At 64.6% G+C, this 25,156-nt stretch carries 24 protein-coding genes; 17 read left to right on the forward strand and 7 right to left on the reverse strand.

Annotation, left to right across the window (positions count from 1 at the left end):
* Window positions 1-54: 54 nt before the first annotated feature.
* From RB623_RS25420 to RB623_RS25460, 9 genes are all read left to right on the forward strand, one after another.
* Window positions 55-519 carry a MerR family DNA-binding transcriptional regulator gene (locus tag RB623_RS25420; protein ID WP_308059931.1) on the forward strand — a complete coding sequence of 155 codons (465 nt, stop codon included), beginning with the start codon at window positions 55-57 and terminating at the stop codon, window positions 517-519.
* Between the two features lie 218 nt (window positions 520-737).
* The gene (locus RB623_RS25425; RefSeq protein WP_308059908.1) at window positions 738-2,534 is read left to right on the forward strand and encodes an acyl-CoA dehydrogenase C-terminal domain-containing protein; all 1,797 of its coding nucleotides are present in this window, start codon (window positions 738-740) and stop codon (window positions 2,532-2,534) included.
* A gap of 148 nt (window positions 2,535-2,682) precedes the next feature.
* Window positions 2,683-3,789: an acyl-CoA dehydrogenase family protein gene (locus tag RB623_RS25430; RefSeq protein ID WP_374121744.1), complete on the forward strand. Its 1,107-nt coding sequence runs from the start codon at window positions 2,683-2,685 to the stop codon at window positions 3,787-3,789.
* Window positions 3,790-4,005: 216 nt separating this feature from the next.
* Window positions 4,006-5,214, forward strand: coding sequence for an acetyl-CoA C-acetyltransferase (locus RB623_RS25435; protein ID WP_308059910.1), 1,209 nt, complete (start codon window positions 4,006-4,008; stop codon window positions 5,212-5,214).
* Window positions 5,214-5,639, forward strand: a complete 426-nt coding sequence (locus RB623_RS25440) for a YbaY family lipoprotein (RefSeq protein WP_308059911.1) — start codon at window positions 5,214-5,216, stop codon at window positions 5,637-5,639. Before RB623_RS25435 ends, RB623_RS25440 begins: the two co-directional genes overlap by 1 nt.
* 11 nt (window positions 5,640-5,650) lie before the next feature.
* Window positions 5,651-7,873, forward strand: a complete 2,223-nt coding sequence (locus RB623_RS25445; protein ID WP_308059912.1) for a 3-hydroxyacyl-CoA dehydrogenase NAD-binding domain-containing protein — start codon at window positions 5,651-5,653, stop codon at window positions 7,871-7,873.
* Window positions 7,874-7,883: 10 nt separating this feature from the next.
* Window positions 7,884-8,426: a thioesterase family protein gene (locus RB623_RS25450; protein ID WP_308059913.1), complete on the forward strand. Its 543-nt coding sequence runs from the start codon at window positions 7,884-7,886 to the stop codon at window positions 8,424-8,426.
* Window positions 8,427-8,557: 131 nt separating this feature from the next.
* On the forward strand, window positions 8,558-9,202 hold the full coding sequence (locus RB623_RS25455; RefSeq protein ID WP_308059914.1) for a helix-turn-helix transcriptional regulator: 645 nt from the start codon (window positions 8,558-8,560) through the stop codon (window positions 9,200-9,202).
* Window position 9,203: 1 nt separating this feature from the next.
* Window positions 9,204-10,133 (forward strand): thermonuclease family protein, encoded by a 930-nt coding sequence (locus tag RB623_RS25460; RefSeq protein ID WP_308059915.1) that lies wholly within the window; start codon window positions 9,204-9,206, stop codon window positions 10,131-10,133.
* On the opposite strand, the gene RB623_RS25465 is transcribed toward RB623_RS25460, so the two are convergent.
* Window positions 10,096-11,745 carry a lysine--tRNA ligase gene (locus RB623_RS25465; protein WP_308059916.1) on the reverse strand — a complete coding sequence of 550 codons (1,650 nt, stop codon included), beginning with the start codon at window positions 11,743-11,745 and terminating at the stop codon, window positions 10,096-10,098. The two genes, RB623_RS25460 and RB623_RS25465, sit on opposite strands and share 38 nt — an antisense overlap.
* Window positions 11,746-11,903: 158 nt before the next feature.
* Between RB623_RS25465 and RB623_RS25470 the strand changes: the two genes are divergently transcribed.
* Entirely contained in the window at window positions 11,904-12,317 is a 414-nt protein-coding gene (locus tag RB623_RS25470) for a tellurite resistance TerB family protein (RefSeq protein ID WP_308059917.1), read from the forward strand.
* 30 nt (window positions 12,318-12,347) lie between these two features.
* On the opposite strand, the gene RB623_RS25475 is transcribed toward RB623_RS25470, so the two are convergent.
* Window positions 12,348-13,208 carry a transporter substrate-binding domain-containing protein gene (locus RB623_RS25475; RefSeq protein ID WP_308059932.1) on the reverse strand — a complete coding sequence of 287 codons (861 nt, stop codon included), beginning with the start codon at window positions 13,206-13,208 and terminating at the stop codon, window positions 12,348-12,350.
* A 327-nt stretch (window positions 13,209-13,535) separates the two neighbouring features.
* On the opposite strand from RB623_RS25475, the gene RB623_RS25480 reads away from it, so the two are divergent.
* The gene (locus tag RB623_RS25480; RefSeq protein ID WP_308059918.1) at window positions 13,536-15,494 is read left to right on the forward strand and encodes a glycosyltransferase; all 1,959 of its coding nucleotides are present in this window, start codon (window positions 13,536-13,538) and stop codon (window positions 15,492-15,494) included.
* Between the two features lie 30 nt (window positions 15,495-15,524).
* Here RB623_RS25480 and RB623_RS25485 read toward each other — a convergent pair whose 3' ends face one another.
* From RB623_RS25485 to ppk2, 3 genes are all read right to left on the reverse strand, one after another.
* Window positions 15,525-15,830: a type II toxin-antitoxin system RelE/ParE family toxin gene (locus tag RB623_RS25485; RefSeq protein ID WP_308059919.1), complete on the reverse strand. Its 306-nt coding sequence runs from the start codon at window positions 15,828-15,830 to the stop codon at window positions 15,525-15,527.
* Window positions 15,830-16,081 carry a type II toxin-antitoxin system ParD family antitoxin gene (locus RB623_RS25490; RefSeq protein WP_308059920.1) on the reverse strand — a complete coding sequence of 84 codons (252 nt, stop codon included), beginning with the start codon at window positions 16,079-16,081 and terminating at the stop codon, window positions 15,830-15,832. The genes RB623_RS25485 and RB623_RS25490 overlap by 1 nt, the downstream gene beginning before the upstream one ends.
* 127 nt (window positions 16,082-16,208) lie before the next feature.
* Window positions 16,209-17,111, reverse strand: coding sequence for a polyphosphate kinase 2 (gene ppk2, locus RB623_RS25495; protein WP_308059921.1), 903 nt, complete (start codon window positions 17,109-17,111; stop codon window positions 16,209-16,211).
* A 100-nt stretch (window positions 17,112-17,211) separates the two neighbouring features.
* Here ppk2 and RB623_RS25500 point away from each other — a divergent pair, with 100 nt between their 5' ends.
* Together RB623_RS25500 and phoU are read left to right on the forward strand one after the other, a co-directional pair.
* Window positions 17,212-18,480: an ATP-binding protein gene (locus tag RB623_RS25500; protein ID WP_308059922.1), complete on the forward strand. Its 1,269-nt coding sequence runs from the start codon at window positions 17,212-17,214 to the stop codon at window positions 18,478-18,480.
* 91 nt (window positions 18,481-18,571) lie between these two features.
* Window positions 18,572-19,294: a phosphate signaling complex protein PhoU gene (gene phoU / locus RB623_RS25505; protein WP_308059933.1), complete on the forward strand. Its 723-nt coding sequence runs from the start codon at window positions 18,572-18,574 to the stop codon at window positions 19,292-19,294.
* A gap of 108 nt (window positions 19,295-19,402) precedes the next feature.
* Here the strand turns inward: phoU and RB623_RS25510 are convergent, their stop codons facing one another.
* Window positions 19,403-19,657, reverse strand: a complete 255-nt coding sequence (locus RB623_RS25510) for a hypothetical protein (RefSeq protein ID WP_308059923.1) — start codon at window positions 19,655-19,657, stop codon at window positions 19,403-19,405.
* Between the two features lie 469 nt (window positions 19,658-20,126).
* Here RB623_RS25510 and RB623_RS25515 point away from each other — a divergent pair, with 469 nt between their 5' ends.
* Window positions 20,127-20,885 carry an MBL fold metallo-hydrolase gene (locus tag RB623_RS25515; protein ID WP_308059924.1) on the forward strand — a complete coding sequence of 253 codons (759 nt, stop codon included), beginning with the start codon at window positions 20,127-20,129 and terminating at the stop codon, window positions 20,883-20,885.
* A 3-nt stretch (window positions 20,886-20,888) separates the two neighbouring features.
* Here RB623_RS25515 and RB623_RS25520 read toward each other — a convergent pair whose 3' ends face one another.
* Entirely contained in the window at window positions 20,889-21,407 is a 519-nt protein-coding gene (locus RB623_RS25520) for a GcrA family cell cycle regulator (protein ID WP_308059925.1), read from the reverse strand.
* 400 nt (window positions 21,408-21,807) lie between these two features.
* On the opposite strand from RB623_RS25520, the gene RB623_RS25525 reads away from it, so the two are divergent.
* The 3 genes from RB623_RS25525 (at window position 21,808) to RB623_RS25535 (ending at window position 25,022) form a co-directional block, all read left to right on the forward strand.
* Window positions 21,808-22,998 (forward strand): aspartate aminotransferase family protein, encoded by a 1,191-nt coding sequence (locus RB623_RS25525; protein ID WP_308059926.1) that lies wholly within the window; start codon window positions 21,808-21,810, stop codon window positions 22,996-22,998.
* A gap of 12 nt (window positions 22,999-23,010) precedes the next feature.
* Complete coding sequence (gene argF, locus RB623_RS25530) at window positions 23,011-23,928, forward strand: ornithine carbamoyltransferase (protein WP_308059927.1); 918 nt, start codon at window positions 23,011-23,013, stop codon at window positions 23,926-23,928.
* A 107-nt stretch (window positions 23,929-24,035) separates the two neighbouring features.
* Window positions 24,036-25,022 (forward strand): Hsp33 family molecular chaperone, encoded by a 987-nt coding sequence (locus RB623_RS25535; RefSeq protein ID WP_308059928.1) that lies wholly within the window; start codon window positions 24,036-24,038, stop codon window positions 25,020-25,022.
* Window positions 25,023-25,156: the final 134 nt, after the last annotated feature.

Consider the following 25,156-nt stretch of genomic DNA (forward strand, 5'->3'; position numbering starts at 1 on the left):
GTTTGCGCATCCGGTTCGGCCGTGATGCCCAGTCGGGGATAGCTGGTAAAAATGATGAAACTGATGAGGGCCGGCGAGCACGCCGGCGTCGTGCATGGCGTTTTCCCGGAGACCGAGGACGGCGAGGACGCGTTTTTCAAGATCGGTGAGATGGCCAAGGTCTTCGGCGTGACCCTGCGCACGCTGCGTTTCTATGAAGACAAGGGCCTCCTGCATCCCAAGCGCGAGGGCAGCACCCGGCTTTATACGAGGCGTGACCGGGCGCGGCTGAAGCTTATCCTGCTTGGCCGCAAGATCGGCTTCTCGCTGCGCGACGTGAAGCAGATGATCGACCTTTACGATCCGAGCGGCTCCAACGCCAAGCAGCTTCGCATGACGCTCGACAAGTCGGAGAAGCAGCTCGGCCGCCTGCAGAAGCAGCGCGCCGCGCTGGACGAGGCGATCGACGAACTGGGCTCGCTCATGTCGGTGGTGCGCCGGATGCTCACCGAGCGTTCCGTGGCGGCCAACAACAACTGAGGCGCAAGCCGCCTCGGTACCTTCGAAAAGCGACGAACCATGACTGAATGGGCGGCGGATCGGACGATCCGCCGCCCATTGCGTTTTGGGACCCTGCAACGCATTGTCATGCAATTGACGTTTACGCAAACGTCAATTAGTGTCCTTGCACGATCCGTCCATTACGGCGATCTCCGCGTTGCGCGGGAGCGCCGATGCCATGCGATCAAGGAGGAAGCATGCCGACCTACAAGGCGCCGGTTCAGGACACGTTGTTCGTACTCAACGAGGTGCTCGGCTACGAGCGCTATTCCAACCTGCCGGGCTTCTCCGACGCCGCGCCGGATGTGCTTGAGGCCATTCTGGGCGAGGCCGCCAAACTTGCAGAGAACGTCATGCAGCCGTTGAACCGCGTCGGCGACATGCAGGGCTGCGAGCGTCACGAAGACGGCTCGGTGACGACGCCCAAGGGGTTCAAGGACGCATTCGATCAATACCGCGCCGGCGGTTGGATGGGGCTGGCGGTGCCGGCCGAATTCGGCGGCCAGGGCCTGCCCTACTGCGTCCACACCGCCGTCGGCGAATACATGGTCTCCGCCAACATGGCGCTGATGATGTATGCCGGCCTCACCCAGGGCGCCATCGCCGCGATCGTCGTCCACGGCAGCGACGAGCAGAAGCAGAAATATCTGCCGAAGATGGTCGAGGGCGCCTGGACCGGCACCATGAACCTGACCGAGCCGCATTGCGGCACCGACCTCGGCCTGCTGCGCACCCGCGCCGCGCCGCAGGGCGACGGCAGCTTCAAAATCTCCGGCCAGAAGATTTTTATCTCCGCCGGCGAGCACGACCTTGCGGAAAACATCGTGCACCTGGTGCTCGCCCGCATCGAGGGCGCACCGCAGGGCACAAAAGGCATCTCGCTGTTCATCGTGCCGAAGTTCATTCCCGACGAGGCTGGCAATCCGGGCAAGCGCAACGGCGTTTCCTGCGGCTCCATCGAGGAGAAGATGGGCATCCACGGCAATTCCACCTGCGTCATGAACTATGACGAGGCGAGCGGCTGGCTGATCGGAGAGGAGAACGCCGGGCTGAAGGCCATGTTCACCATGATGAACGAGGCGCGGCTCGGCGTCGGCCTGCAAGGGCTCGCCGTCGGCGAGGCCGCCTACCAGAACGCGGTCGCCTACGCCAAGGAGCGGCTGCAGGGCCGCTCGCTGTCCGGTCCGAAGGCGGCGGACAAGCCGGCCGATCCGATCATCGTCCACCCCGACGTGCGCCGCAACCTGATGACCATGAAGGCCTTCAACGAGGCCGGCCGCGCCTTCGTGCTGTGGACGGCCATCCGCTCCGACGTCGCCAACCGCTCCGGCGACGATCATGACCGCGAGGCGGCCGACGACGCGCTCGGCCTGATGACGCCGATCGTCAAGGGCGTGCTCACCGACAAGGGGTTCGACCACGCCGTCGCCGCCCAGCAGGTGTTCGGCGGCCACGGCTACATCGAAGAACACGGCATGAGTCAGTTCGTGCGCGATGCCCGCATCGCCATGATCTACGAGGGCGCAAACGGCATCCAGGCGCTCGACCTCGTCGGCCGAAAACTCGCCGCCAATGGCGGCCGCGCCATCCAGAACTTCTTCAGGGAAGTCGGCGAGTTCTGCGAGGCCGGCCGCTCCGACGAGAAGCTGGCGCCGTACACCAAGGCGCTGAAGAAGGGGCTGAACGATTTGCAGGCCGCCACCATGTGGCTGATGCAGAACGCCATGGCGAAGCCCGACAATGCCGGGGCCGCCTCGACCGACTACATGCACCTCTTCGGCCTTGTGTCGCTCGGTTACATGTGGGGCCAGATGGCCAAGGCTGCGCAAAACAAGCTGGCAAACGGTGCCGGCGACGCTACATCGTTCTACGAGAACAAGCTCGTCACCGGCCGCTATTTCATGGAGCGTGTCATGCCCGAGACCGCGGCGCACCTTGCCCGCATCTCGTCGGGCGCCGATACGATGATGGCGCTGCCGGCGGAAGCGTTCTGACGCAGCAGTCCATAAACTCTGTTCATGATTGAACAGAGTTGGTATAGAAACCATCTGAGCGAAGAGGCGATGGGAGACGCTCTTGGCGACCGATCCGACAGAAATTCTCGACTTGCCGAAACCCGCATGGGCTGGCGACGAGGTCGCCATGCTCTACGACATGGCGCGCCGTTTCATGGCCGAGGAGATCGCGCCGCGCTATGACGAGTTCGAGAAGAACGAGATGGTCGACCGCGCCTCCTGGGAAAAGGCCGGCGCGGCAGGGCTGCTGTGCGCTTCGATGCCGGAGGAATATGGTGGCTCGGGCGGTACCTACGCCCATGAGAGCGCCATCATCGAGGCGATCGGTCATGCCGGAGTCGACGGTTTCGGTATCGTGCTGCACAACGCCATCGTCGCGCCCTACATCCTCCACTACGGCTCGGAGGAGCAGAAGAAGACCTGGCTGCCGAGGCTGGCAACCGGCGAGCTGATCGGCGCCATCGCCATGACCGAGCCGGGCGCCGGCTCCGACCTGCAGGGCGTCAAGACGCGGGCCGAGAAGGACGGCAACCAGTACCGCATCAACGGCTCCAAAACCTTCATCACCAACGGCCAGCACGCCAATCTCGTCATCGTCGTCACCAAGACCGATCCGGCGCAGGGCGCCAAGGGCGTCTCGCTGATCGTCGTGGAGACCGACGGCGCGGAAGGGTTCGAGCGCGGCCGCAACCTCGACAAGATCGGCCTCAAGGCCAACGACACCTCCGAACTGTTCTTCAACGACGTGCGCGTGCCGACCGCCAACCTGCTCGGCCACGAGGAAGGGCAGGGGTTTGTCCAACTGATGCAGCAATTGCCGCAGGAACGGCTGCTGATCGGCGGTCAGGCGATTGCCATGATCGAGCGGGCACTCGCCGTTACCATCGACTACGTCAAGGAGCGAAAGGCCTTCGGCAAGCCGATCCTCGATTTCCAGAACACCCAGTTCAAGCTGGCCGAGCTGAAGACCGAGGCGACCGTCGGCCGCGTCTTCTACAATGACTGCGTCGTCAGGCACATCGCCGGCGGCCTCGACCCGGCGACGGCGTCCATGGCCAAATACTGGCTGACCGACCTTCAGGGAAAAGTGGTCGACGAATGCCTGCAACTCTTCGGCGGCTATGGCTATATGAACGAATATCCGATTGCCCGCATGTTCCGCGACGCCCGTGTGCAGCGCATCTACGGCGGGACCAACGAGATCATGAAACTGCTGATTGCCAGGAGTTTGTAGGCAGGAAACTGGAAGCACCCCCTCACCGGCCCTTCGGGCCACCTCTCCCCCTGCCCGGGGGGAGAGGATAGCCGGCCGCAAGGTGAGCGCCAATCGCCGCCGCTGCGTATCCTCTCCCCCGGGGCAGGGGGAGAGGTGGCCCGAAGGGCCGGTGAGGGGGTGCTGTTGCCAAAGCGATGCATCGCTTTGGCAAATCAACACTTGAAGGAGTTCATCATGCCCGAAGCCTATGTCTATGACGCCGTGCGCACGCCGCGCGGGCGCGGCAAGAAGGACGGTTCGCTGCACGAGGTGCCGGCGGTGCGGCTCGGCGCGAAGGTGCTGGAAGCTGTGCGCGACCGCAACGGGCTGGACACGGCGCAAGTCGACGACATCATCTTCGGCTGCGTCGATCCGGTGGGCGAGGCGGGTTCGGTGATCCCGCGCTCGGCCGCCTTCGAGGCCGGCTACGACATGAAGGCGCCGGGCATGCAGATTTCCCGCTTCTGCGCCTCGGGTCTGGATGCCGTCAATTTCGGCGCGGCCAAGATCGCCCAGGGAGCCGACGAGATCGTCATCGCCGGCGGCGTGGAATCCATGTCGCGCGTCGGCATGGGCATGTCGGGCGGCGCCTGGTTCATGGACCCCTCTGTCGGCCTGCCGGGCTGGTTCATGCCGCAGGGCGTCTCCGCCGATCTGATCGCCACCAAGCACGGTTTTTCGCGCGACGACGTCGATGCCTATGCGGTCGAAAGCCAGAAGCGCGCCGCCCATGCCTGGGAAAAGGGGTGGTTCAAGAAGTCGGTCATTCCGGTCAAGGACCAGAACGGCATGACCATTCTGGACCGCGACGAGCATATGCGGCCGGGCACCGACATGCAGGGGCTGGCCTCGCTCAATCCGTCCTTCGTCATGCCCGGCGAGATGGGCGGTTTCGATGCCGTCGCCGTTCAGCGCTATCCGGAACTGGAAGAGGTCAACCACGTCCACCACGCCGGCAATTCCTCCGGCATCGTCGACGGCGCGGCGGCGGTGCTGCTCGGGTCGAAGAAGGCCGGCAAATCCATGGGCCTGAAGCCGCGCGCCCGCATAAAAGCCTTCGCCAATATCGGCTCCGAGCCGGCGATGATGCTGACCGGTCCGGTCGACGTCACGGAAAAGCTGCTGAAGCGCTCCAAGATGACGCTGAAGGACATCGACCTGTTCGAGCTCAACGAGGCTTTTGCCGCCGTTGTGCTGCGCTACATCCAAGCCTTCGACATCGACCCGAAGGAGATCAACGTCAATGGCGGCGCCATCGCCATGGGCCATCCGCTTGGCGCCACCGGCGCGATGATTTTCGGAACGGTGCTGGACGAACTGGAGCGGCGCGATCTCAACACCGCGCTGGTGACGCTCTGCATCGGCGCCGGCATGGGCACCGCCACCATCATCGAGCGTGTGTGATGGCGGTCGCCGCCAATCGCCGGGTCATGCTCGCCGGCGTCGGCTCGGCGGCCGTCCTGTCGTTGGCCGGTACCGTTTCTGCCGCCTCTGGCTCGGAGAAAACGATGCACCTCAGCGGAACCGTCTCTTACGCGGAAAAAGGCCCGCTGCCGGCCGGAATCCTGAAGATTCGTCTTGAGGAGCAGGGCGTGATGGACAGAAAGGCCGAGCGTATCGCCGAGGTCGAGGTGAAAAGCGGCGGGCAGCACAACAGCGTGCCGTTCGAAATGCAGGTGCCGCGCGCCGCGCTTGAAAAGGCGGTCCGCCCTGGCTTCAGGGTCCGCCTCGAGCGCGCCGACGGCTGGCTGCTCGCCATCAACACCGGCGCGAAATTTTACGAGGGCGGCCAAAAAGTCTCCCTGACAGTCAATCCCGTTATCTATTGAGAGGGCCGACGATGGCTGACTACACCAACTTCACCGTCGACACCGACGCCGACGGCATCGCCCTCGTCACCTGGAACATGCCCGACCGCTCGATGAACGTCTTCACCGAGGAGGCGATGAACGAGCTGGAGAAGATCATCGACCGGGTTGCCGGCGACGCCGCAATCAAGGGCGCGGTGATCACCTCTGGCAAAGACAGCTTTTCCGGCGGCGCCGATCTGAACATGCTGAAGCGCATGCTGGGCATTTTCCATGCCGAAAAGGCGAAGGACCCGGAGAAGGCGACAAAACTGCTGTTCGACGGCGCCGGCCGCATGGGCTGGCTGTGGCGGAAACTCGAGACGTCAGGCAAGCCGTGGGTCGCGGCCATCAACGGCACCTGCATGGGCGGCGCATTCGAACTGTCGCTTGCCTGCCATGGCCGTGTCGTCGCGGAGGGCGACAAGGTCAAGCTGGCGCTGCCCGAGGTCAAGGTCGGCATTTTCCCGGGCGCCGGCGGCACCCAGCGCGTGCCGCGGCTGGCCAACACGCAGGAAGCCTTGCAGATGCTGACCACCGGCCAGACGCTGACGCCGAAGCGGGCGAAGGCCATGGGCCTCGTCCACGAGGTCGTGGCGCCGGAAAAGCTCATCGACGCGGCCAAGGCGATGATCGTCGCCGGGCTGAAGCCGGTGCAGCCCTGGGACGAGAAGGGCTTCAAGATCCCCGGCGGCCCGGTCTATTCGGCGGCGGGCGCCAATCTCTGGCCGCCGGCCATCGCCATCCTGCGTCGCGTAACTTTTGGCAACTACCCCGCGCCAATCGCCATATTGAAATGCGTCTATGAGGGGCTGCTGGTGCCGTTTGAGACCGCGCTCAGGATCGAGCAGCGCTATTTCACCGAGATCATGCAGACCACCGAGGCGGCAATGATGATCCGCTCGCTGTTCGTGTCCTTGCAGGAACTCAACAAGGGCGCGCGCCGCCCGCAGGGCGTGGCCTCGACAAAGTTCAAGAAGATCGGCGTGCTCGGCGCCGGCTTCATGGGCGCCGGCATCGCCTATGTGACGGCCAAGGCCGGCATTCCGGTCGTCCTGCTCGACCGCGACGTGCCCTCCGCCGAGAAAGGCAAGGCGCATTCCGACAGCCTGATCTCCGAGGCGGTGGCAAAGGGCCGCGCCAAGCCGGAGGACAAGGAAAAGCTGCTGTCGCTGATCACGCCGACCGACGACTATGCCCTGCTCGACGGCTGCGATCTGGTCATCGAGGCGGTGTTCGAGGATTCGGAAGTCAAGAAGGCGGCTACCGAGAAGGCCGAAGCCGTCCTCAAATCCACGGCGGTGTACGCTTCCAACACCTCGACGATCCCGATCACCGGCCTCGCGAAAAACTCGGCCCGGCCGAAGAATTTCATCGGCATCCATTTCTTCTCGCCGGTCGACCGCATGATGCTGATGGAGATTATTCTCGGCAAGAAGACGGGCGACAAGGCGCTGGCCGTTGCCATGGATTACGTGCGCGCCATCGGCAAGACGCCGATCGTCGTCAACGACACGCGCGGCTTCTACGTCAACCGCTGTGTGCTGCAATATATGGCCGAATCCTACCGCATGCTGATCGAGGGCGTTCCCGCGCCGATGATCGAGAACGCGGCAAAAATGGCCGGCATGCCGGTCGGCCCGCTGGCGCTCACAGACGAGACGGCGATCGACCTTGCCCAGAAGATCATGCGGCAGACCAGGCGCGATCTGGGCGAAAAGGCCGTCGATCCGGCGCAGATGCAACTGATCGACACGATGGTCGACACCCATGGCCGGCACGGCCGCAAGAACGGCAAGGGATTTTACGATTACCCTGCCAAACCGGCGAAGAAGAAACTTTGGCCGGGGTTGAAGGACCTCTACCCGCAGCTTGCACCGGAAAAGGTCGACGTCGAGCAGTTGAAGCAGCGCTTCCTGGTCACCATCGCCTTGGAAGCGGCGCGCGTGATGGAGGAGGGCATCGTCACCGATCCGCGCGAGGCGGATGTCGGCTCGATCCTCGCCTTCGGCTTCGCGCCCTATTCGGGCGGCGCGCTGTCATACATCGACGGCATCGGCGCGGAGAAATTCCTGGCCTTGGCGAAGACGCTGCGCAAGAAATTCGGCGACCAGTTCAAGGCGCCGAAACTGCTGGCCGACATGGCGGCCAAGGGCGAGACCTTCTACCAGCGCTTCGATCCCTATGCGAAGGGCGAGGTGAAGAAAGCCGCGTGACGGCCGATCCATGTATGTCTGGGGACGCTTCGCCCGGGTGGCGGCGACGACCGGAAGGCGTGGCCGCTATTCGTTCGGATCGCCAAGCAGTCTGACGTTTCGCTGCCTGCCGACCGATCTCGACTTCAACCTGCACCTGAACAATGCGCGCTATATGATGCTGGCCGATCTCGGCCGCATCGACATTTTCCTGCGCAGCGGCCTGTGGGCGCTGGCGCGCCAGCGCCACTGGGCGCCGATGCTCGGCGGCTTGCAGACGGTGTTCGCGCGCGAGATCAGGCTGTGGCAGCGGTTCGACGTGGTGTCGTCGCTGGAAACCTGGGAGGGAACGGCGGTGATTGGCCGGCACCGCTTCGTGCTGGACGACGGCAGGACGGCGGCGGTCGTCCTCACCACGGCCGGCGTCTACGACCGGCGCGAGCGACGCTTCGTGCCGATCGGCGATCTCATGCACCTGCTGGGACACGATGCCCCGCCGCGTCCGCCGACGGAGGTCGAAAGCGCATTCGTTGCTTCGCACCACCAATTGCGGGCGATCGCAAAAGGCGACTGACAGATTTCGGTCGGATTGCGGTACGGATGCTGCGCTTGCATCGTGCGGATCAGCAGCCTCACGCTGGACAGCAGCGCCATGAAGCGCTACAAAGCAAAGGTATTTTTTCCTTGGCAGGCCGGAGCCGAGAGATGCTTTCGCACGAACGTGTCTGGGCAGCGATCGACGCCCTTGCCGAACGCAATTCGCTGTCCACCTCGGGTCTCGCCAAGCGTGCCGGCCTCGATTCGACCGCCTTCAACAAGTCGAAACGCCGCTCGGCGGATGGGCGGCCGCGCTGGCCGTCCACGGAATCGCTTGCCAAGATCATCGAGGCCACCAGCTCTTCGATCGAGGAGTTCGTCTCGCTGGTCTCGGACCGGTCGCCGGCCGGCGCCCTGCCGATGCAGAGATCGAGCGTGCCGCTGCTTGGGCTTGCCCAGGCCGGCGCCGGCGGCTTCTTCGACGATGCGGGCTTTCCAGTCGGACAGGGCTGGGACCTGATCGAGCTGCCGGTGAGCGCCGGCGACACCGCATACGCGCTTCAGGTCCAGGGCGATTCCATGCTGCCGGTGTATCGTGACCGCGACCTGCTGATCGTCGAGCCGGGAGCCACCGTGCGCAAGGGCGACCGCGTGGTGGTGAAGACCACCTCGGGCGAGGTGATGGCGAAGGTGCTTTCGCGCCGCAGCCCGCGAGAGATCGAGCTTCTGTCCATAAACCCGTCGCATCCGGTCCGACAGGTCGCCATGTCCGACGTCGAATGGCTGGCCCGGATCGTCTGGGCGAGCCAGTAGGGTGCGGAGGGCGGCAGTCCTGCTCGGCGCAGCGGCTGTCCTGCTCGGCGCCGGAATTCTCATTCTCGCAAGCGGAAATGCGCTGCGTTGGCAAGCCGAGATGGCGGCGCGGACGACCGCGCGGCCAGGTCCGGACGAGGCCGCCACGGGCGAAATTGCCCCGCGCACGCCGATCACCACGGAACGTCCCGCCTTCAAGAGCGGCGGCGAACGGCAATCGGCCTCACGCGCCATCGAGGCCGAGGAAGGCGCGGAGGCCACGCCCGACGCCGAAGGACTGGAGAGGATCGAGCCGCGCGCGGCGCTGAGCGAGATTGGCCAGGCTCTGCCGCCCAAGCCGAAAATGCCGGACGAATGGAAAGGGACCAGGCTGTTCCAGCCTGTCGCGACGGCCGCCGGGCTGTTGGAGGCGAAGGGTTACAAGATCGCGGTCGCCGGCGTCGAACCGGTCATGCCCGACGAAACCTGTGTATCGTCCGGAAGGGCGTGGCCATGCGGCGCCCGGGCCCGTGCGGCCTTCCGGGCGTGGTTGCGTGGCCGCTCCGTCACCTGCACCGTGCCTCCCGAGGCCGATCGCGAGACCATCGTGGCCGCCTGCCTTGTAGGCAAGGAGGACGCCGCCGCCTGGCTGGTCGAAAACGGCTGGGCGCGCGCCGCGCCCGCCGGCGACTATGCCGCGCTTGGGGAAGTGGCGGCCCAGGCTCGCAAGGGCATATTCGGGCCGCCGCCCTCGACCAGCGCGCCCGCCGCGTCCGTGGCGGGCAGCGACCTGCCGGCGCCTGCCGAGTCGGGAACCGCGATCCTGGCGGCGCCGCTGGCTGATCCGGCGGAGGCGGCCGCTCCGGACCTGCCCGCGCCGCCACCCGTGCCTGACGGGCCGCTCGGCGCGTTTCCTACGCCGCCAGCGCCCCCTCCAGCGCCTGCTGAATGAGCGCGCGGGTCTCGGCGATGCCGTAAAGCGCCGCGAACGAGCCGAAGCGCGGCCCACGCTCCTCACCGATCAGCACCTGGTAGATCATCTGGAAGAAGGCGACCGAGACGCCCGGTCCGCCTTGTGGACTCTGCTTCGAATGATCCTGGTAGCGCTCGATCCGCCGCGCCACGTCGAGCGCCGCGTTCTGGATAGCCTCGCCATCGGCGCCGGCAGGCAGGGCGCCCAGCGCCGCCGACAGCTTCTCCAGCGCCTGGCGCTCGACCTCGTCCGGCGCGCGATATGTCTTCCGCGGCTTCACGAAATCGTCGAAATAGCGGATCGCGTAGCCGGCCAGGCGGTCGAGTTCCGGATGCGTGGCGGGCGTCACGCCCGGCGCATGGCGCGAGATGAAGCCCCACAGCACCGACCGGTCGTGCGCGTTCGACGCGCTGACCAGATTGAGCAGCAGCGCGAAACTCACCGGCAGTTCGATCTTCGGCGGATTGCCGTCATGGATGTGCCAGACCGGGTTGCCGAGCTTCTCCTTCCACTCCTGGCGCGGATAGGCGGCCAGGAAGCTGTAATATTCGTCCACGGCCTTCGGGATGACGTCGAAATGGAGCTTCTTCGCCTGCCGCGGCCGCTGGAACATGTAGAGCGCCAGGCTCTCGGTGGGGGCGTAGGTCAGCCATTCGTCGATGGTCAGCCCGTTGCCCTTCGACTTGGAGATCTTCTGGCCAACGTCGTCCAGGAACAGTTCGTAGACGAAGTGCTCGGGCGCGCGTCCGCCGAGGATTTCGCAGATGCGGTCGTAGATCGCCTGATTGGTCTGGTGATCCTTGCCGAACATCTCGAAATCTACGCCCAGCGCCGCCCAGCGCATGCCGAAATCCGGCTTCCACTGCATCTTCACCCTGCCGCCAGTGACCGGCAGCGTGGTTTCGGCGCCGTCGTCGTCGAAGGTGATGGTGCCAGCCTTGGCGTCGACATGCTTCATCGGCACGTAGAGCACGCGGCCGCTCTTCGGCGAGATCGGCAGGAACGGGCTGTAGGTCGCCTGCCGCTCCGGCCCCAGCGTCGGCAGCATCACCTTCATGATCGCGTCGTAGCGCTCGACCGCCTTCAGCAGCATCGCGTCGAAACGGCCCGACTTGTAATAGTCGGTGGCGCTGGCGAATTCGTAGTCGAAGCCGAACGTGTCGAGGAAGCGCCGCAGCATCGCGTTGTTGTGATGGCCGAAGCTTTCATAGTCGCCGCCGAACGGATTGGGCACGACGGTGAGCGGCATCTGCAGATATGGCTCGAGGAACGAGCGGTCCGGCACGTTGTCGGGGATCTTTCGCATGCCGTCCATGTCGTCGGAGAAGCACAGCAGCTTCGTCCCGACCTTGTCCTCGGTGAGCACGCGGAAGGCATGGCGCACCATGGTGGTGCGCGCCACCTCGCCAAAGGTGCCGATATGCGGCAGGCCGGACGGGCCGTAGCCGGTCTCGAACAGGACGGTCTCCGGGAAGCCCGTCTTCTCGTAGCGCTTTATGATCTTTCTGGCTTCCTCGAACGGCCACGCTTTGCTCTCGGCGGCGGCCGCAAGCAGTTCGGGATTGAGATCGATGATGTTGGATCTCGACATCGTGTCGTTCCTGGATCGTCCATTGAGACCGGCCTGTGGCCGGGGAATCCGCCTTCCCTATTCGGCGGGGCAGGCAGCGTCAACGTTTCGCGGGCGATTTCGCTTGTGGCCGGCGGTGGCGATCCCTACCTTCGGCCTCCGTCGACTGGAGGGACAGGATGAGCAGACCAAGCCCGCACGAAGCCCTGATCTACCTGATGGTGGTCACCTCGGCATCCGACCGCGACATGACCGACGTCGAACTGGCTCGCATCGGCGTCGTCATCCGCTCCTGGCCGATCTTCGAGGATTTCGACGAGAACCGGTTGATCGAGGTGGCGCAGGCCTGCCAGCGGCTGCTGCACGAGGACGGCGGGCTGGAACGCGTCATCCATCTGGCGGTGACCGTCATTCCTGTGCATCTCCACGACACCGCTTACGCCGCCGCTTTCGAAGTCGCCACTGCGGACATGGAAATGCGCATGGAGGAGCGGCGCATCATGCAGTTGCTGCGGCACAACCTGGCCGTCGAGGATTCCACCGCGGACGCGATCGAGCGCGCCACCAAGGCGCGGCACAAGACGCTGACATGATCGGCGGAACGGCAGGCGCTGCCGCGTTTTTCAATAGAAGCTGACCGGAAAATAGCGGAGATAGAGTTCGGCGAAGATGCCCTTCGCCGATATCTGCTGGAGTGCGGCATCGAAGGCCGTTGCCAGTTCGTGGCTGTTCGGCGGGACCGCGATCGCCAGCCCGCCGCCAAGATAGTCCGGCGCGAGATAGGGCCCGCCGACAAAGCGGCAGCAGCCTGCGGCATCGGTGCTGGAAAGCCAGAACGCCAGCCGCATGCCATCCGAAAAGGCCGCGTCGATCTTTGCGGCCTTGAGATCGGCCAGCATGTCCTCCTGCCGCTCATAGCGAAGCACCTCGACGGGAGAAAACCTGTCGCGCAAAAACCGCTCATGCGCCGAGCCGGCGACGACGCCGACCCGCTTGCCGCTCAACGTCTCGGCCAACGGTTCGGCGACAGCCTTTGGCCTCGCCATCACGAAACGGGCGGGGAACTGCAGATAGGGTCGCGAGAAGGCAAATTTTGAGCGATTCTCCGCATTGACGGCAATGCCGGCGATGATGGCCTCGCCGTCGCCTTTGGCAAGCGCGGGTTCCAGTTCGTTCCAGGGCAGCGCCTGGATCTGGCACTTGTCCGTCAGCGCCAGTTCGGCGCAGATCGCGCGCGCCAGATCGACATGCAGGCCCGACAGACGTCCCTCGCCGTCGAGGTAGTTGAAGGGGGGAAAGTCGGTCGTGGTAAGGAAGCGAAGTCGATCGATGCCGGACAGATCGGGTTTCGCCAGTCGTTCCCTGCTGTCCCAAAGGATCGGTGCCTGCACGCTTTCCGGACGTGCGGAGGATATACCGGATAACAGCACGACTATGGCCGCGAGTGTCGCGCAGAAAGAACGGAAACTGTCTTTCGCCGTCATGCGCCGCCGCGACAGGAGTTGAATTCCGGTCAAATTCATGGACAGACATCCAAGAGCCGGACTGCGTGACGGCAGGAAAATACATGGTCTTCCACATCCGGATACATTTGCTCATTGCCTTCGGATGGACAGTAAAAATCCTGCCACCCCACTGGAAATCCGTGCAATACGCGAATAGAGTTCTTTTGGATAATCTGGCAACCGGGGACGTTGCCATGGGGGCGTTTGTTCGAGTGCTTGCGTTGTGCGGGCTCGCAGAAGGGCGAGTCCTGCGGACTTCCGATTGCGCCATGTTGCATCTGCCGCCCGCGTGCCGGGCGCATTGACATGTCGCTGATGGATTTGACGTCTCGAGACCGGCAGATACTGGACAGCCCGCCCGGCCGGCACGGTCCACTCCGCCAGGCGCTGGAGCCCGCTCCCGTGCCAAGCGGGCTGATGGGTTTCTTCCTCTCCGAATTCGACATCTGGCGCCCGATCCTGGTCAGACTGTGCATTTCCTCCGATGTGGTGATCAAGCTAGCCGCACGTGCCGTCGACAACGGCACCGACTTCCAGTCCGAATTGCTTGCATCCAACCTGATTTCCGAGGACGACCTGTTTTCGGCGATCGGGCAAGAATTCGGTGTCGGCTTCATGGCGGAGATCGAGCCGGATCGCCTCGTCATGAAACCGGAGGACTGCGCGCTGTTCCTGCGCACGCGCAGCAAGCATCTGCATGTCAAGGTCGTGGAGCGTGATGGCCGGGCGCACCCGGTCATTGCGCCGTCGGGCATGAACCTCAGCACGCTCAAAGGACTCCTGCGTCGGCAGAAGGCACTGGTCCCGCTGCTGCGCATCACGACGCCCCGGGCCCTGCGCCGCGCGGTGCTGGAGAGGAGCCGCATGTCACTGGCCGCCGATGCCAGGAACGGTCTGTATGAACGCATGCCGGACTGTTCTGCCCGTCTCGTCATCAGTGCGAGGCAGGGTGTATTCATTGGCGCGGTCCTGGTGCTCCTGATGTTGGCCGCTGCGCTTGCCACTTCCGCTGTCCTTCTCTCGGCGCATGTCTTCTTCTCGCTGTTCTTCCTCGCCTGCGTCGGCCTGCGCTTTGCTGCCACTCGCTCACCGCCGCCGGTTACGCCGCCCGGCCTCGAGGCGATCCCACCCGCCGATTTGCCTTTCTATTCCGTGCTGGTTGCGCTGCATGGGGAGGCCGAGGTGATCCCGCAACTGCTTGCGGCGCTCGACCGGCTTGTCTGGCCGAGGAGCAAGCTCGAGATCAAGCTCGTCTGCGAGGCCGACGATCGCCAGACGCTGGATGCGATCGGGGCTCATCGGCTGCCGCATCACGTCGAGGTCATCGAGGTGCCGCCCGGCCTGCCGCGCACCAAACCCAAGGCGCTGAGCTTTGCGGTGCCGTTGGTCAAGGGCGACTATGCCGTGCTCTACGACGCGGAGGATCGCCCGCATCCGCTGCAACTGCTCGAAGCCTGGCATCGGTTCCAGCGCGGCGGCGAGGCGCTGGCCTGCGTCCAGGCGCCGCTGGAGATCTCTAATGCCGGGCGCGGCCTGATACCGCTCCTCTTCGCCTTCGAGTATGCCGCCTTGTTCCGCGGCCTGCTGCCGTGGCTGTCGGGACGGCGCGTCGTCCTGCCGCTCGGCGGAACGTCCAACCATTTTCGCGTGGCGGCACTCGACGAGGTCGGCGGCTGGGATCCCTACAACGTCACTGAGGACGCCGATCTCGGCCTGCGCCTCGTGCGCTTTGGCTACCGCACTGAGACCATCAGTCTGCCGACGCTGGAGGATGCGCCCGAAACGCTGTCGATCTGGCTGCCGCAGCGCACCCGCTGGTTCAAGGGCTGGTGCCAGACCTGGCTTGTCCACATGCGCGACCCCGCCATGCTGTTCAGCGACGTCGGGGCGCGGTCGTTCGTGCTCGCCCAGATCCTTTATGCCGGCCTTGTCGTTTCGGCGCTCATCCATCCGCTTCTCATCGCCTTCGCACTTTATCTCGGCGCGCAAATCGCGTTGGGCCAGCCGACGCTGGGCTGGAAGGTCACGCTGCTGGTCGTCGATGTGCTGAACATCGTCTGCGGTTATCTCTCCTTCTTCCTGCTCGGATGGTACAGCTTGCGCAAGCCGGACCGGAAGGCGTTTTGGCGCGTGGTCACGTTTACGCCCGTCTACTGGATGATGATGTCGTTCGCCGCCTGGCGTTCGCTGCTGCATCTCTGGCGGCGGCCGCACCACTGGGAAAAGACGCCGCATTTCCGGGCCGTCGGACGCGGCCCGGCTTGACCGGCTTGCCATCTGCGGGCTACTCGCCGCCTATTCGTCGCCGAAAAAAGTACCCATATCTCGATGGCCTTCGAGGATGTTGACCACCTCGAGATCGTCACCAAGATAGCGATAGAAGATGACGTAGCTCTTGAACACGGAGCTACGCAAACCGTCCCTCAACTCGTTCCGTTCACGTCCCATGATGCCAGGCAACGAAGCAAGCTGTTCACATTTCTGTCGAAGTTGCCTGCGAAATGCCGTTGCCAGCACGCGACTCCCGCTTTGTCGGGCGACGTAAGCGGTAATGTTGATCAGATCATCCTGCGCATCAGCCGTAAAACGAAGGCGCGCCACTATGCGCTCTGATCCAGGGCTTCCCATGCGTCGAGCTGCCTATCCGAAGCAGCTTCCACTTCGTCCGCCGAAAACCGCCCACCCCTGGCGATAGACGAATTGATCGTCTCGCGAAGGGCTTGCAGTTTCGCTTCGCGTTCCTCGACCAAGCGTAGTCCCTCGCGGACCACTTCGCTATTCGAGCCGTAGCGCCCGTCCGCGACGAGCTTCGTCACAAAGCTCTCCAGGCGCTCTCCGATGGATACGTTCATACCGGGCCTCTTACCTGTCAATCCTTATAACAGATAACAGGAATCGTGCAAACCGTGTTATCGCGCGATCATATCGGATGGCGTCGTCATCGGCACCGCTGGACATGGTTTGGCGCCGATCCGCAACCTAGTTGTCCCGAATAAATCCCAACCCCATCCCGACGATCTTCTTGTCCGGCTTGCCGATCGCCGCGTCGTCGCGCCTGGCGTAGGGGATCGACTTCAAGATGCGCCGCATCACCTCGATGCGGGCGCGGCGCTTGTCGTTGGAGCGCACGACGATCCAGGGCGCGTGGTCGGTATGCGTCGTCTCTATCATCTGGTCGCGCGCCGTGCCGTATTCGGCCCATTTGGTCAGCCCGGCCAGATCGATGTCGGAGAACTTCCAGTTGGTCAGCGGGCTGTGGCGCCGGTCGTGGAAACGTTTGAGCTGCATCTCCTGGCCGAGGTCGAGCCAGAACTTGAAGAAGCGGATGCCCTCGCGAACGATCGCCACCTCGTATTGCGGCGTTTCCTCCAGGAAACGCGCGTGCTGATCCGGCGTGCAGAAGCCCATCACCGGCTCGACGCCGGCGCGATTGTACCAGGAGCGGTCGAAGGTGACGAACTCTCCCGCCGTCGGGAACTGGGCGACATAGCGCTGGTAATACCATTGGCCGCGCTCGGTCTCGGTGGGTTTGGTCAGCGCGACGTTGCGGGCGGTGCGGCGGTTCATGTACTGCCGGAGCGTGTCGATGGTGCCGCCCTTGCCGGCCGCGTCGCGCCCTTCGAACACCACCATGACGCGCTCGCCCGTGGCCTGCATCCAGGCGAGCAGCTTTACCAGTTCGATCTGCAGGCGCTCGACCGTCTCCTCATATTCGTCCTTGTCCATCTTCTCGTCGTAAGGGTAGCCGCCGCAGGTCAGCTTGTGCTTGTCGACCCAGTCCGGCAGCACCGGATCGTCTATGTCGAAAAGGCGCTCCTTGCCGCCGACATCGATCCTGATGCAGCCTGTTGTCATCTCGGCTTTACTCTTGTCGTTTTTCATGCCGGACCACTTTCGCTTTTCGATTCATGCTATTGGGTGACATGACGCCGGTCCAGAAGCAATCCGTGGGGGAAACCGACAGATCCGGCGTGCGTGGGCGATGACGGACACCTCCGAAGCAACCAATGGCCGGCGGCTCGCGCGGCTTGTTCGGGGCCGGCTGTGGCAGGCGCGCTGGCTGCTTGCCGCGGCCGTGGCCGTCGCGTTGCTGCTGCATCTCGCGGGCGGCGGCTCCGGTCTGCTGCTCGCCGCCGCTGTCCTCCTGCTGCTGGTCGCCGCCTCGCTGGCGCCGCGCCGTGTCTTGCCGGAGCGGCCGGGCGGTGCCGTGTCGCTCGCCGATGCGCCGATGGCGCAAGGGCTTTCCGCCGACAGACTTGCCGCCGCCGTTGCCGATCCGTTGATCGTTTTCGACCGGCGCGGCGTCGTCACGCTCGCCAACAGCGCCGCGGCCTCGGCCTTTGGCGATGTCCAGCCCGGCATATCGATGCCGCTGAAATTCCGCGCGCCGGAAATGCAGGATCTGATCGAGGCGATGCTGTCGGACCACCCGGCTTCGACCACGGTCGAATACACCGAACGTGTCCCGATCGAACGCGTGCTCCGCGTCACCGCCACGCCGGTGGGGCGCGGCACCGGCCTGTTCGTCATCGTCTTCAAGGACCAGAGCGAGTCCCGCCGCATCGACCGCATGCGCGCCGACTTCATCGCCAATGCAAGCCACGAACTGCGCACGCCGCTGGCCTCCATAGCCGGCTTCGTGGAAACGTTGCGCGGTCCGGCGAAGAACGACACGGCGGCGCGCGAGCAGTTCTTGCAGATCATGCAGAACCAGACCGCGCGCATGGCGCGGCTGATCGACGATCTGCTGTCGCTGTCGCGGCTCGAGATGAAGGCAATGGCCGTCGGCGGCGCAAAGGTCGACCTGCGCCAGGTCATCGAGAGTGTGGTGGATTCCCTGAAGCCGCTTGCCGCCGAGAGCGGCGTGGTCATCGAGAACCGATTGGGCGAGGCGAAGATGGAGGTGCCGGGCGATCGCGACGAGCTTTTCCAGGTCTTCGAGAACCTTGTCGAGAACGCCTGCAAATACGGCCAGTCGGGCGGCCGCGTGGTCCTGTCCGCGACCCATTCCGGCGAGGGCGAAGTCGCCATCGAGGTGCGCGATTTCGGGCCCGGCATTCCCGAGGAGCATATTCCCCGCATCACCGAGCGCTTCTATCGCGCCGATGTCGAGAACAGCCGTTCGCACAAGGGCACCGGGCTAGGCCTGTCGATCGTCAAGCACATCCTAACCAGGCACAAGGGAAGGCTGTCGATCACCTCGAAGCTGGGCGAGGGGGCGGCGTTCACCGTGCATCTGCCGGCCAGATGAGCCGAATTCTTCAATCTGTAACACGGCTGGTCTATTGATTCTCACCAGATTGATTTGACGCGTCCCGAAGGACGATAGAAACATGACCGCCATGCCTTCGCATCACATCGTCAGCGCTTATGACGACGAGCTGAAATACCTCACCCGCAAGATCGCGGCGATGGGCGGCCATGCCGAGCGCATGGTCGATCAGGCCGTGTCGGCTCTTGTCCACGCCGATCTCACGCTGGCCCGAAAAGTGATCGCCGACGACCTCATGCTCGACGAGGCGCAGCGCGAGATCGACGAGCGCACGATTCTGATGATCGCCAGGCGCCAGCCGCTCGCCAGCGACCTGCGCGAGATCATCGGTGCCATCCGCATCGCGGCCGATCTGGAGCGCGTCGGCGATCTCGGCAAGAATGTCGCCAAGCGCGCGGTGGCGGTCAGCGACGGCCTCGATCCGGCGAGCCCGTTCCGGGGGCTGCAGGCGCTGGTCGACCTGGCGCTCACCCAGCTCAAGGACGTGCTCGACGTCTACGCCACGCGCTCGGTCGAGCGGCTGGCCGCCATGCGCGACCGCGACGACCAGATCGACGCCATGTACACCTCGCTGTTCCGCGAACTCCTGACCTACATGATGGAGGACCCGCGCAACATCACGCCCTGCACGCATCTGCTGTTCTGCGCCAAGAACATCGAGCGCATCGGCGACCATGCAACCAACATCGCCGAGGCGATCTATTACATAGTCACCGGCGAGCAGATGCCGCCCAACCGGCCGAAGGAAGACAAGAGCCACAACGTGACGCTGGCGCAGAGCGTCATTGCGTAACCGGCGCGCCACACAGGTGCTGGAACGGCCGGCGATCAAGGCGTGGCGGAGAATAGCTAAGATACCGCCTTGGGCGCCGGGGAGGCGTCTTCGTCTTCGCGGGGGCGGTCACTTCCACTCAACACCTTCGATTGCAAAGCAATCGGTCTCGTCGATCTCGCAATAGGTGACGCGCCACTGTCTGTCGAAGGCCAGGAAGGGTAGGCCCTGCTCCATGCAGAGTAGCGCTTCCTCGACGATCTTCCGGTCAGGCACTTCGTTGTGCCAGCGGTAGAGGACCTTGTCGGTCGCCGGCTTGCCTTCCGGCATCGCTGCCGTCCTGGCAAGTCGCTGTAGCTCCAATGACTTGACGCGATTTGTCATGATTGCCCCCGCAACGTGCGGAACATAGGTGAGCGGGCGACGCTGCACAACCTCCAGGCACGCATCACAAGGCGCTGGTACATCAATAAGGAGTGAAAATGACCTTGCAGGCCATCCATCGCGTGCTGCCGGCAAGCAGACATGCGAGTTAGACCTAGTCGTCGGGGAGGAAATGCCGCGGGCGATGACGGGCTAGATGCGACCGTCGCGCCCCTAACTCTGGTGTTAACACCGATAGACAATCCGGAGAGGCTGGAGGTGTCACGATCTTCTTTATAGTCGGCGGCCGCCGGCTGGTTGGGGATCTGATCGCAAGCGGAGGGAGAAAATGGGGGCTATGATAGCTCACCAGATTGTGGCGGGCCGAGTTGGCCGCAATGCGTGACCGCCCTCTCGCCCAATCGCCGCGTGTCGACTATAGCGTGGCCATCGAAGGCCACTGGGTGGCCGCAAATCGGTGGAGATACGGATGCAGTTGAAACTCCTGCGCAACGCGACGCTCAAGCTGAATTATGCCGGAAGGACGTTGCTGATCGATCCCGATTTCGGGCCGAAGCACAGCCGGCCGTCTTTCACCGGGCGTTCGCAGAACCCGATGGTCGAACTGCCCGAAAACGTCGAGGCGATCCTCGAAGGCGTGGAACTGGTTATCGTGTCGCACCTGCACCAGGATCATTTCGATGCGGTCGCCCAGGCCAGCCTGCCAAAAAACCTGCCGCTGATCTGCCAGCCGGGTGACGAGGCGGCGATCCGCGCGCTCGGTTTTTCCGACGTGACGCCGCTTGACGACAGCCTCACCTGGAACGGCATTCGCCTGACCCGGCGCGAGGGCAGCCACGGGCTGGGGCCGGTGGTGGAGAAGATGGGGTCCGTCATGGGTTTCAGCCTGGAGGCGCATGGCGAGCCCAAAGTCTATTGGGCGGGCGATACGGTTTTTTATCCGCCGGTCGCTGAAACGATCGCGGCGACGGCGCCCGACGTCATCGTCACCCACTCCTGCGGCGCGCGCTGGGACGGCGACCTGATCGTCATGGATGCGGCCCACACCTTGTCGGTCTGCGCGGCGGCGCCGGATGCCGTTGTCGTTGCGACCCACATGGAAGCGCTGGACCACGCAACGGCTACCCGCCGCGATCTGCGCGAGGCCGCCGAAGCCGCGGGCGTTTCAGCCTCGCGCCTGCTGATACCCGCCGATGGCGAAACGCTGACGCTGAACCGCGGGGCTTGACGCCTATCGGATGCGCCGCCGTTCAGACGCCGGCTGGAAGGCGAGGCGGGCGTGGTAGCGGCAGTATGGGCCGCTTTCGGCGCAATCGTTGCCGCAGAAGTGGAAACCCTCGGCAAGCGGATCGCCGATCGGCCATTTGCAGGTCCGCTCGTTGAGCTGGATCAACTGGAGATTGCGCGAGATCGGCACCACAACGTCCTCGGTCGGACGATTGACATGGCGGACGACCGGCTCGGCATCGAACTGCGTCTGCAGCGCCGTCGCGCCGATCGACGCTGCGATTGTCCGCGCCTGCGGCGGAGCGGGGCGCGGCTGCGGTTTCGCGGCTGCCGGCTGGGCCGGCTTCTTCTGGCGTGTAGGCGCGGGACTGGCGCGGCCGCGGCCGGAAAGCTTCAAGCGATGCACCTTGCCGATGACGGCATTGCGGCTGACCCCGCCAAGCTGGGCGGCAATCTGGCTGGCGCTGAGGCCCTCCGACCAAAGCTTGCGCAAGGTTTCAACGCGTTCATCCGTCCACAGCATGGGTCGATCTCCTGACGCCGCGTGCGGAAACGTCTGAATCCTTCCACCTCCCCGGTCACACAAAACCGGGCTGACACCACATATACAGGTGAAATGAGTGTCGCCGCACGATATCTAGCTATCTCGTGCTCTCTACGTAACGTATTGGCTGACTCCGTGACAAGAGTCCCGTATGCAACACGAATCGGAAAATTGGGTTTTCCCCAACTTGCCTCCTGACGGGAAGCAAGCCGGCCAAATAGGCGATGCGCGTGCTGCGGTCTCGGATGCCCGGCTTTGGCTGCCCTGCCGCTGGTCCAGGCGACGTTTTCGTTGACTTCGCGGCCGAAAAACCCAATATGCGCCGAAAGAGCCGCCGCTTCGGCGGCTTTTTGATTTCCTGGGTATCGGGGATGATATGATGAGCGGATCGGCGCTTTACGAAACCTTTTCCCGCGCGCCTCTGTCCTTCGAGCGAGGCGAAGGCTCCTGGCTGATCGAGGAAAACGGCCAGCGATATCTCGACTTCGCCGGCGGCATCGCCGTGAATTCGTTGGGCCACAGCCATCCCGCCCTCGTCGCCGCGCTGACCGAGCAGGCGCAAAAACTCTGGCACGTCTCCAACCTCTACGAGATCCCCGGCCAGCGCCGCCTGGCCGAGCGGCTGGTCGCCAACAGCTTTGCCGACAAGGTATTCTTCACCAATTCGGGCGCCGAGGCGCTGGAATGCGCGATCAAGACGGCGCGCCGCTACCAGTATGTCTCCGGCCACGCCGAGCGTTTCCGCACCATCACCTTCGAGGGCGCCTTCCACGGCCGCACGCTGGCCACCATCGCCGCCGGCGGCCAGGCGAAATACCTGGAAGGGTTCGGCCCCAAGGCCGACGGTTTCGACCAGGTGCCTTTCGGCGACATCGAGGCTGTCGAGAAGGCGATCGTGCCGGAGACCGCCGCGATCCTGATCGAGCCGCTGCAAGGCGAGGGCGGCATCCGCGAGGCGCCGGCGCCGTTCCTGCGCCGGCTGCGCGAGCTTTGCGACGAACACGGCCTGCTGCTGATCTTCGACGAGGTCCAGTGCGGCGTCGGCCGCACCGGAAAACTGTTCGCCTACGAGTGGTCCGGCGTTGCGCCCGACCTGATGGCGATCGCCAAGGGCATCGGCGGCGGGTTCCCGGTCGGTACCTGCCTGGCGACCGACGAAGCCGCCGTGGGCATGACGGCAGGCGTGCACGGCACCACCTTCGGCGGCAATCCGCTGGCGATGGCGGTCGGAAACGCCGTGCTCGACGTGGTGCTGGCCGACGGGTTCCTCGACGAGGTCAAGCGCAAGGCGCTGCTGCTGAAGCAGGGGCTGGCCGCCGTCGCCGACGAGTTCCCCGAGGCGATCGAGGAAGCGCGCGGCTCCGGCCTGCTGCTGGGCATCAAGTGCCGGGTTCCCAACACGAAGATGCAGGCGGCGCTGCGCGACGAAAAGATGCTGTCGGTCACTGCCGGCGACAATGTCGTGCGGCTGCTGCCGCCGCTCACCGTCAGCGACGAGGAGATCCGCGACGCGCTCGGCCGCATCCACGCCGCCGCCGCCCGGCTCTCGACGCCTGCCGCGGCGGAATAGGACGTCCGCGCAATGCAGAACGGCATAAGGCATTTCACCGACCTGTCGACCGTCCCGGCCGCCGAGCTGCGCGCCATGCTGACCGATGCCGGCCTGCGCAAGGCCGACATCAAGGCTGGAAAGCGCTCGCGGCCGCTCGACGGCAAGGTGCTTGCCATGATCTTCGACAAGCCGTCGACCCGCACCCGCGTCTCCTTCGATGTCGGCATGCGCCAGCTCGGCGGCGAGACCATCATGCTCACCGGCACCGAGATGCAGCTCGGCCGCAGCGAGACAATCGCCGACACGGCGAAAGTGCTGTCGCGTTATGTCGACGCCATCATGATCCGCACCACCTCGCATGATCGCCTGATCGAACTCACCGAGAGCGCCACCGTTCCGGTGATCAACGGGCTGACCGACGACACCCATCCCTGCCAGATCATGGCCGACATCATGACCTTCGAGGAGCACCGCGGTCCGGTCGCCGGCAAGACCTTCGCCTGGGTCGGCGACGGCAACAACGTGCTGCATTCCCTGCTGGAAGCGTCGGCGCGCTTCTCGTTCAACGTCAATGTCGGCGTGCCCGAGGGCAGCGAGCCGGCCGAGAAATATGTCGACTGGGCCAGGGCCAATGGCGGCAGCGTCGCCTTCACCAGGACCGCCGAGGAAGCGGTCGAGGGCGCCGACTGCGTGGTCACCGACTGCTGGGTGTCGATGGGCCAGGAGCACCGGGCGCGCGGCCACAACGTATTCCTGCCCTATCAGGTCAACGACAGGCTGATGAAACGCGCCAATCCCGACGCGCTGTTCATGCACTGCCTGCCGGCGCATCGCGGCGAGGAAGTCACCGACGAGGTCATCGACGGTCCGCATTCGGTGGTGTTCGACGAGGCAGAGAACCGGCTGCATGCCCAGAAGGCGGTGCTCGCCTGGTGCCTGCGCGCTTGAACCGCCGGGGCAGCGCCCCTATTTCTGCGCCAACACCCTGAACATGCGATTGTAAGCGGTGTCCGTGGCGGCCATGATCCGCCCGCGGAGCCGGAAGGATTGGTGCGATGAGCAAGCAGCGAAAGCTTGGCGATATCGGCTTTGCCGGAGACGACGACGTGGTGCCCTTCGAGGTCGCAGCGCTGGATGTGCGCGGCCGCATCGTCCAGCTCGGGCCGATGCTCGACCAGATTCTTGCCCGCCACGCCTATCCGGAGCCGGTTGCGCGGCTGGTGGCGGAAGCCTGCCTGGTCACAGTGCTGCTCGGCACCTCGCTGAAGTTCGAGGGGAAATTCATCCTCCAGACCCGCACCGACGGGCCGGTCGACATGGTGGTGGCGGATTTCTCGACGCCAACGTCGCTGCGCGCCTATGCACGCTTCGACGCGGAGCGGCTGGAAGCGGTGGTCGCCGCCGGGGAAGCCGCGCCGGGAAAACTGCTCGGCAACGGCGTTCTGGCGCTGACCATCGACCAGGGCGAACATACCCAGCGCTACCAGGGCATCGTCGCGCTCGACGGCACCGACCTGCAGGAAGCGGCGAAAACCTACTTCCGCCAGTCGGAGCAGATCCCGACGGACGTGAAACTGTCGGTCGGCAAGATCGTGCTGCCCGGCAATGGCGGCAGCCACGAGCATTGGCGCGCCGGCGGGCTGCTGGCGCAGTTCCTGCCCAAGGCGGCCGAGCGGACCCGCGTGCCCGACCTGCCCGGCGGCGACGATCCGCTGGCCGCGCCGCAGGAGGTCGCCGATGCCGCCTGGCAGGAGCTGCTGGCGCTGGTTGCGACAGTCGAGCATGAGGAGCTGCTCGATCCGAAGGTCGGCTCGGAGCGGCTGCTCTACCGGCTGTTCAACGAGCACGGCGTGCGCGTCTTCGAAGGTACGCCCGTCGAGGACCGCTGCTCCTGCTCGGAGGAGCGCATCCGCGGCATCCTCGACGGCTTTACCGCCGAGGAGATCGTCGACTCCACCGAGGACGGCGTCATCCGGGTGAACTGCGAGTTCTGCTCCAAGGCCTACGACTTCAAGCCGGAGCAGTTTCTGACCCAGGCTTAGAGCCTGTTTGGAATATGGGGTCGGAACAAGATTTGCTTTCCCAGACACGCTAAGGTCGAACGAAGCACGAACATCTGTTTGTCCCCTGGATAAGATTACCAACTCGATTGCGATCGATCTTGCAGCGACCATAA

Source organism: Mesorhizobium sp. LHD-90 (assembly GCF_030929505.1).
GTDB lineage: Bacteria > Pseudomonadota > Alphaproteobacteria > Rhizobiales > Rhizobiaceae > Kumtagia.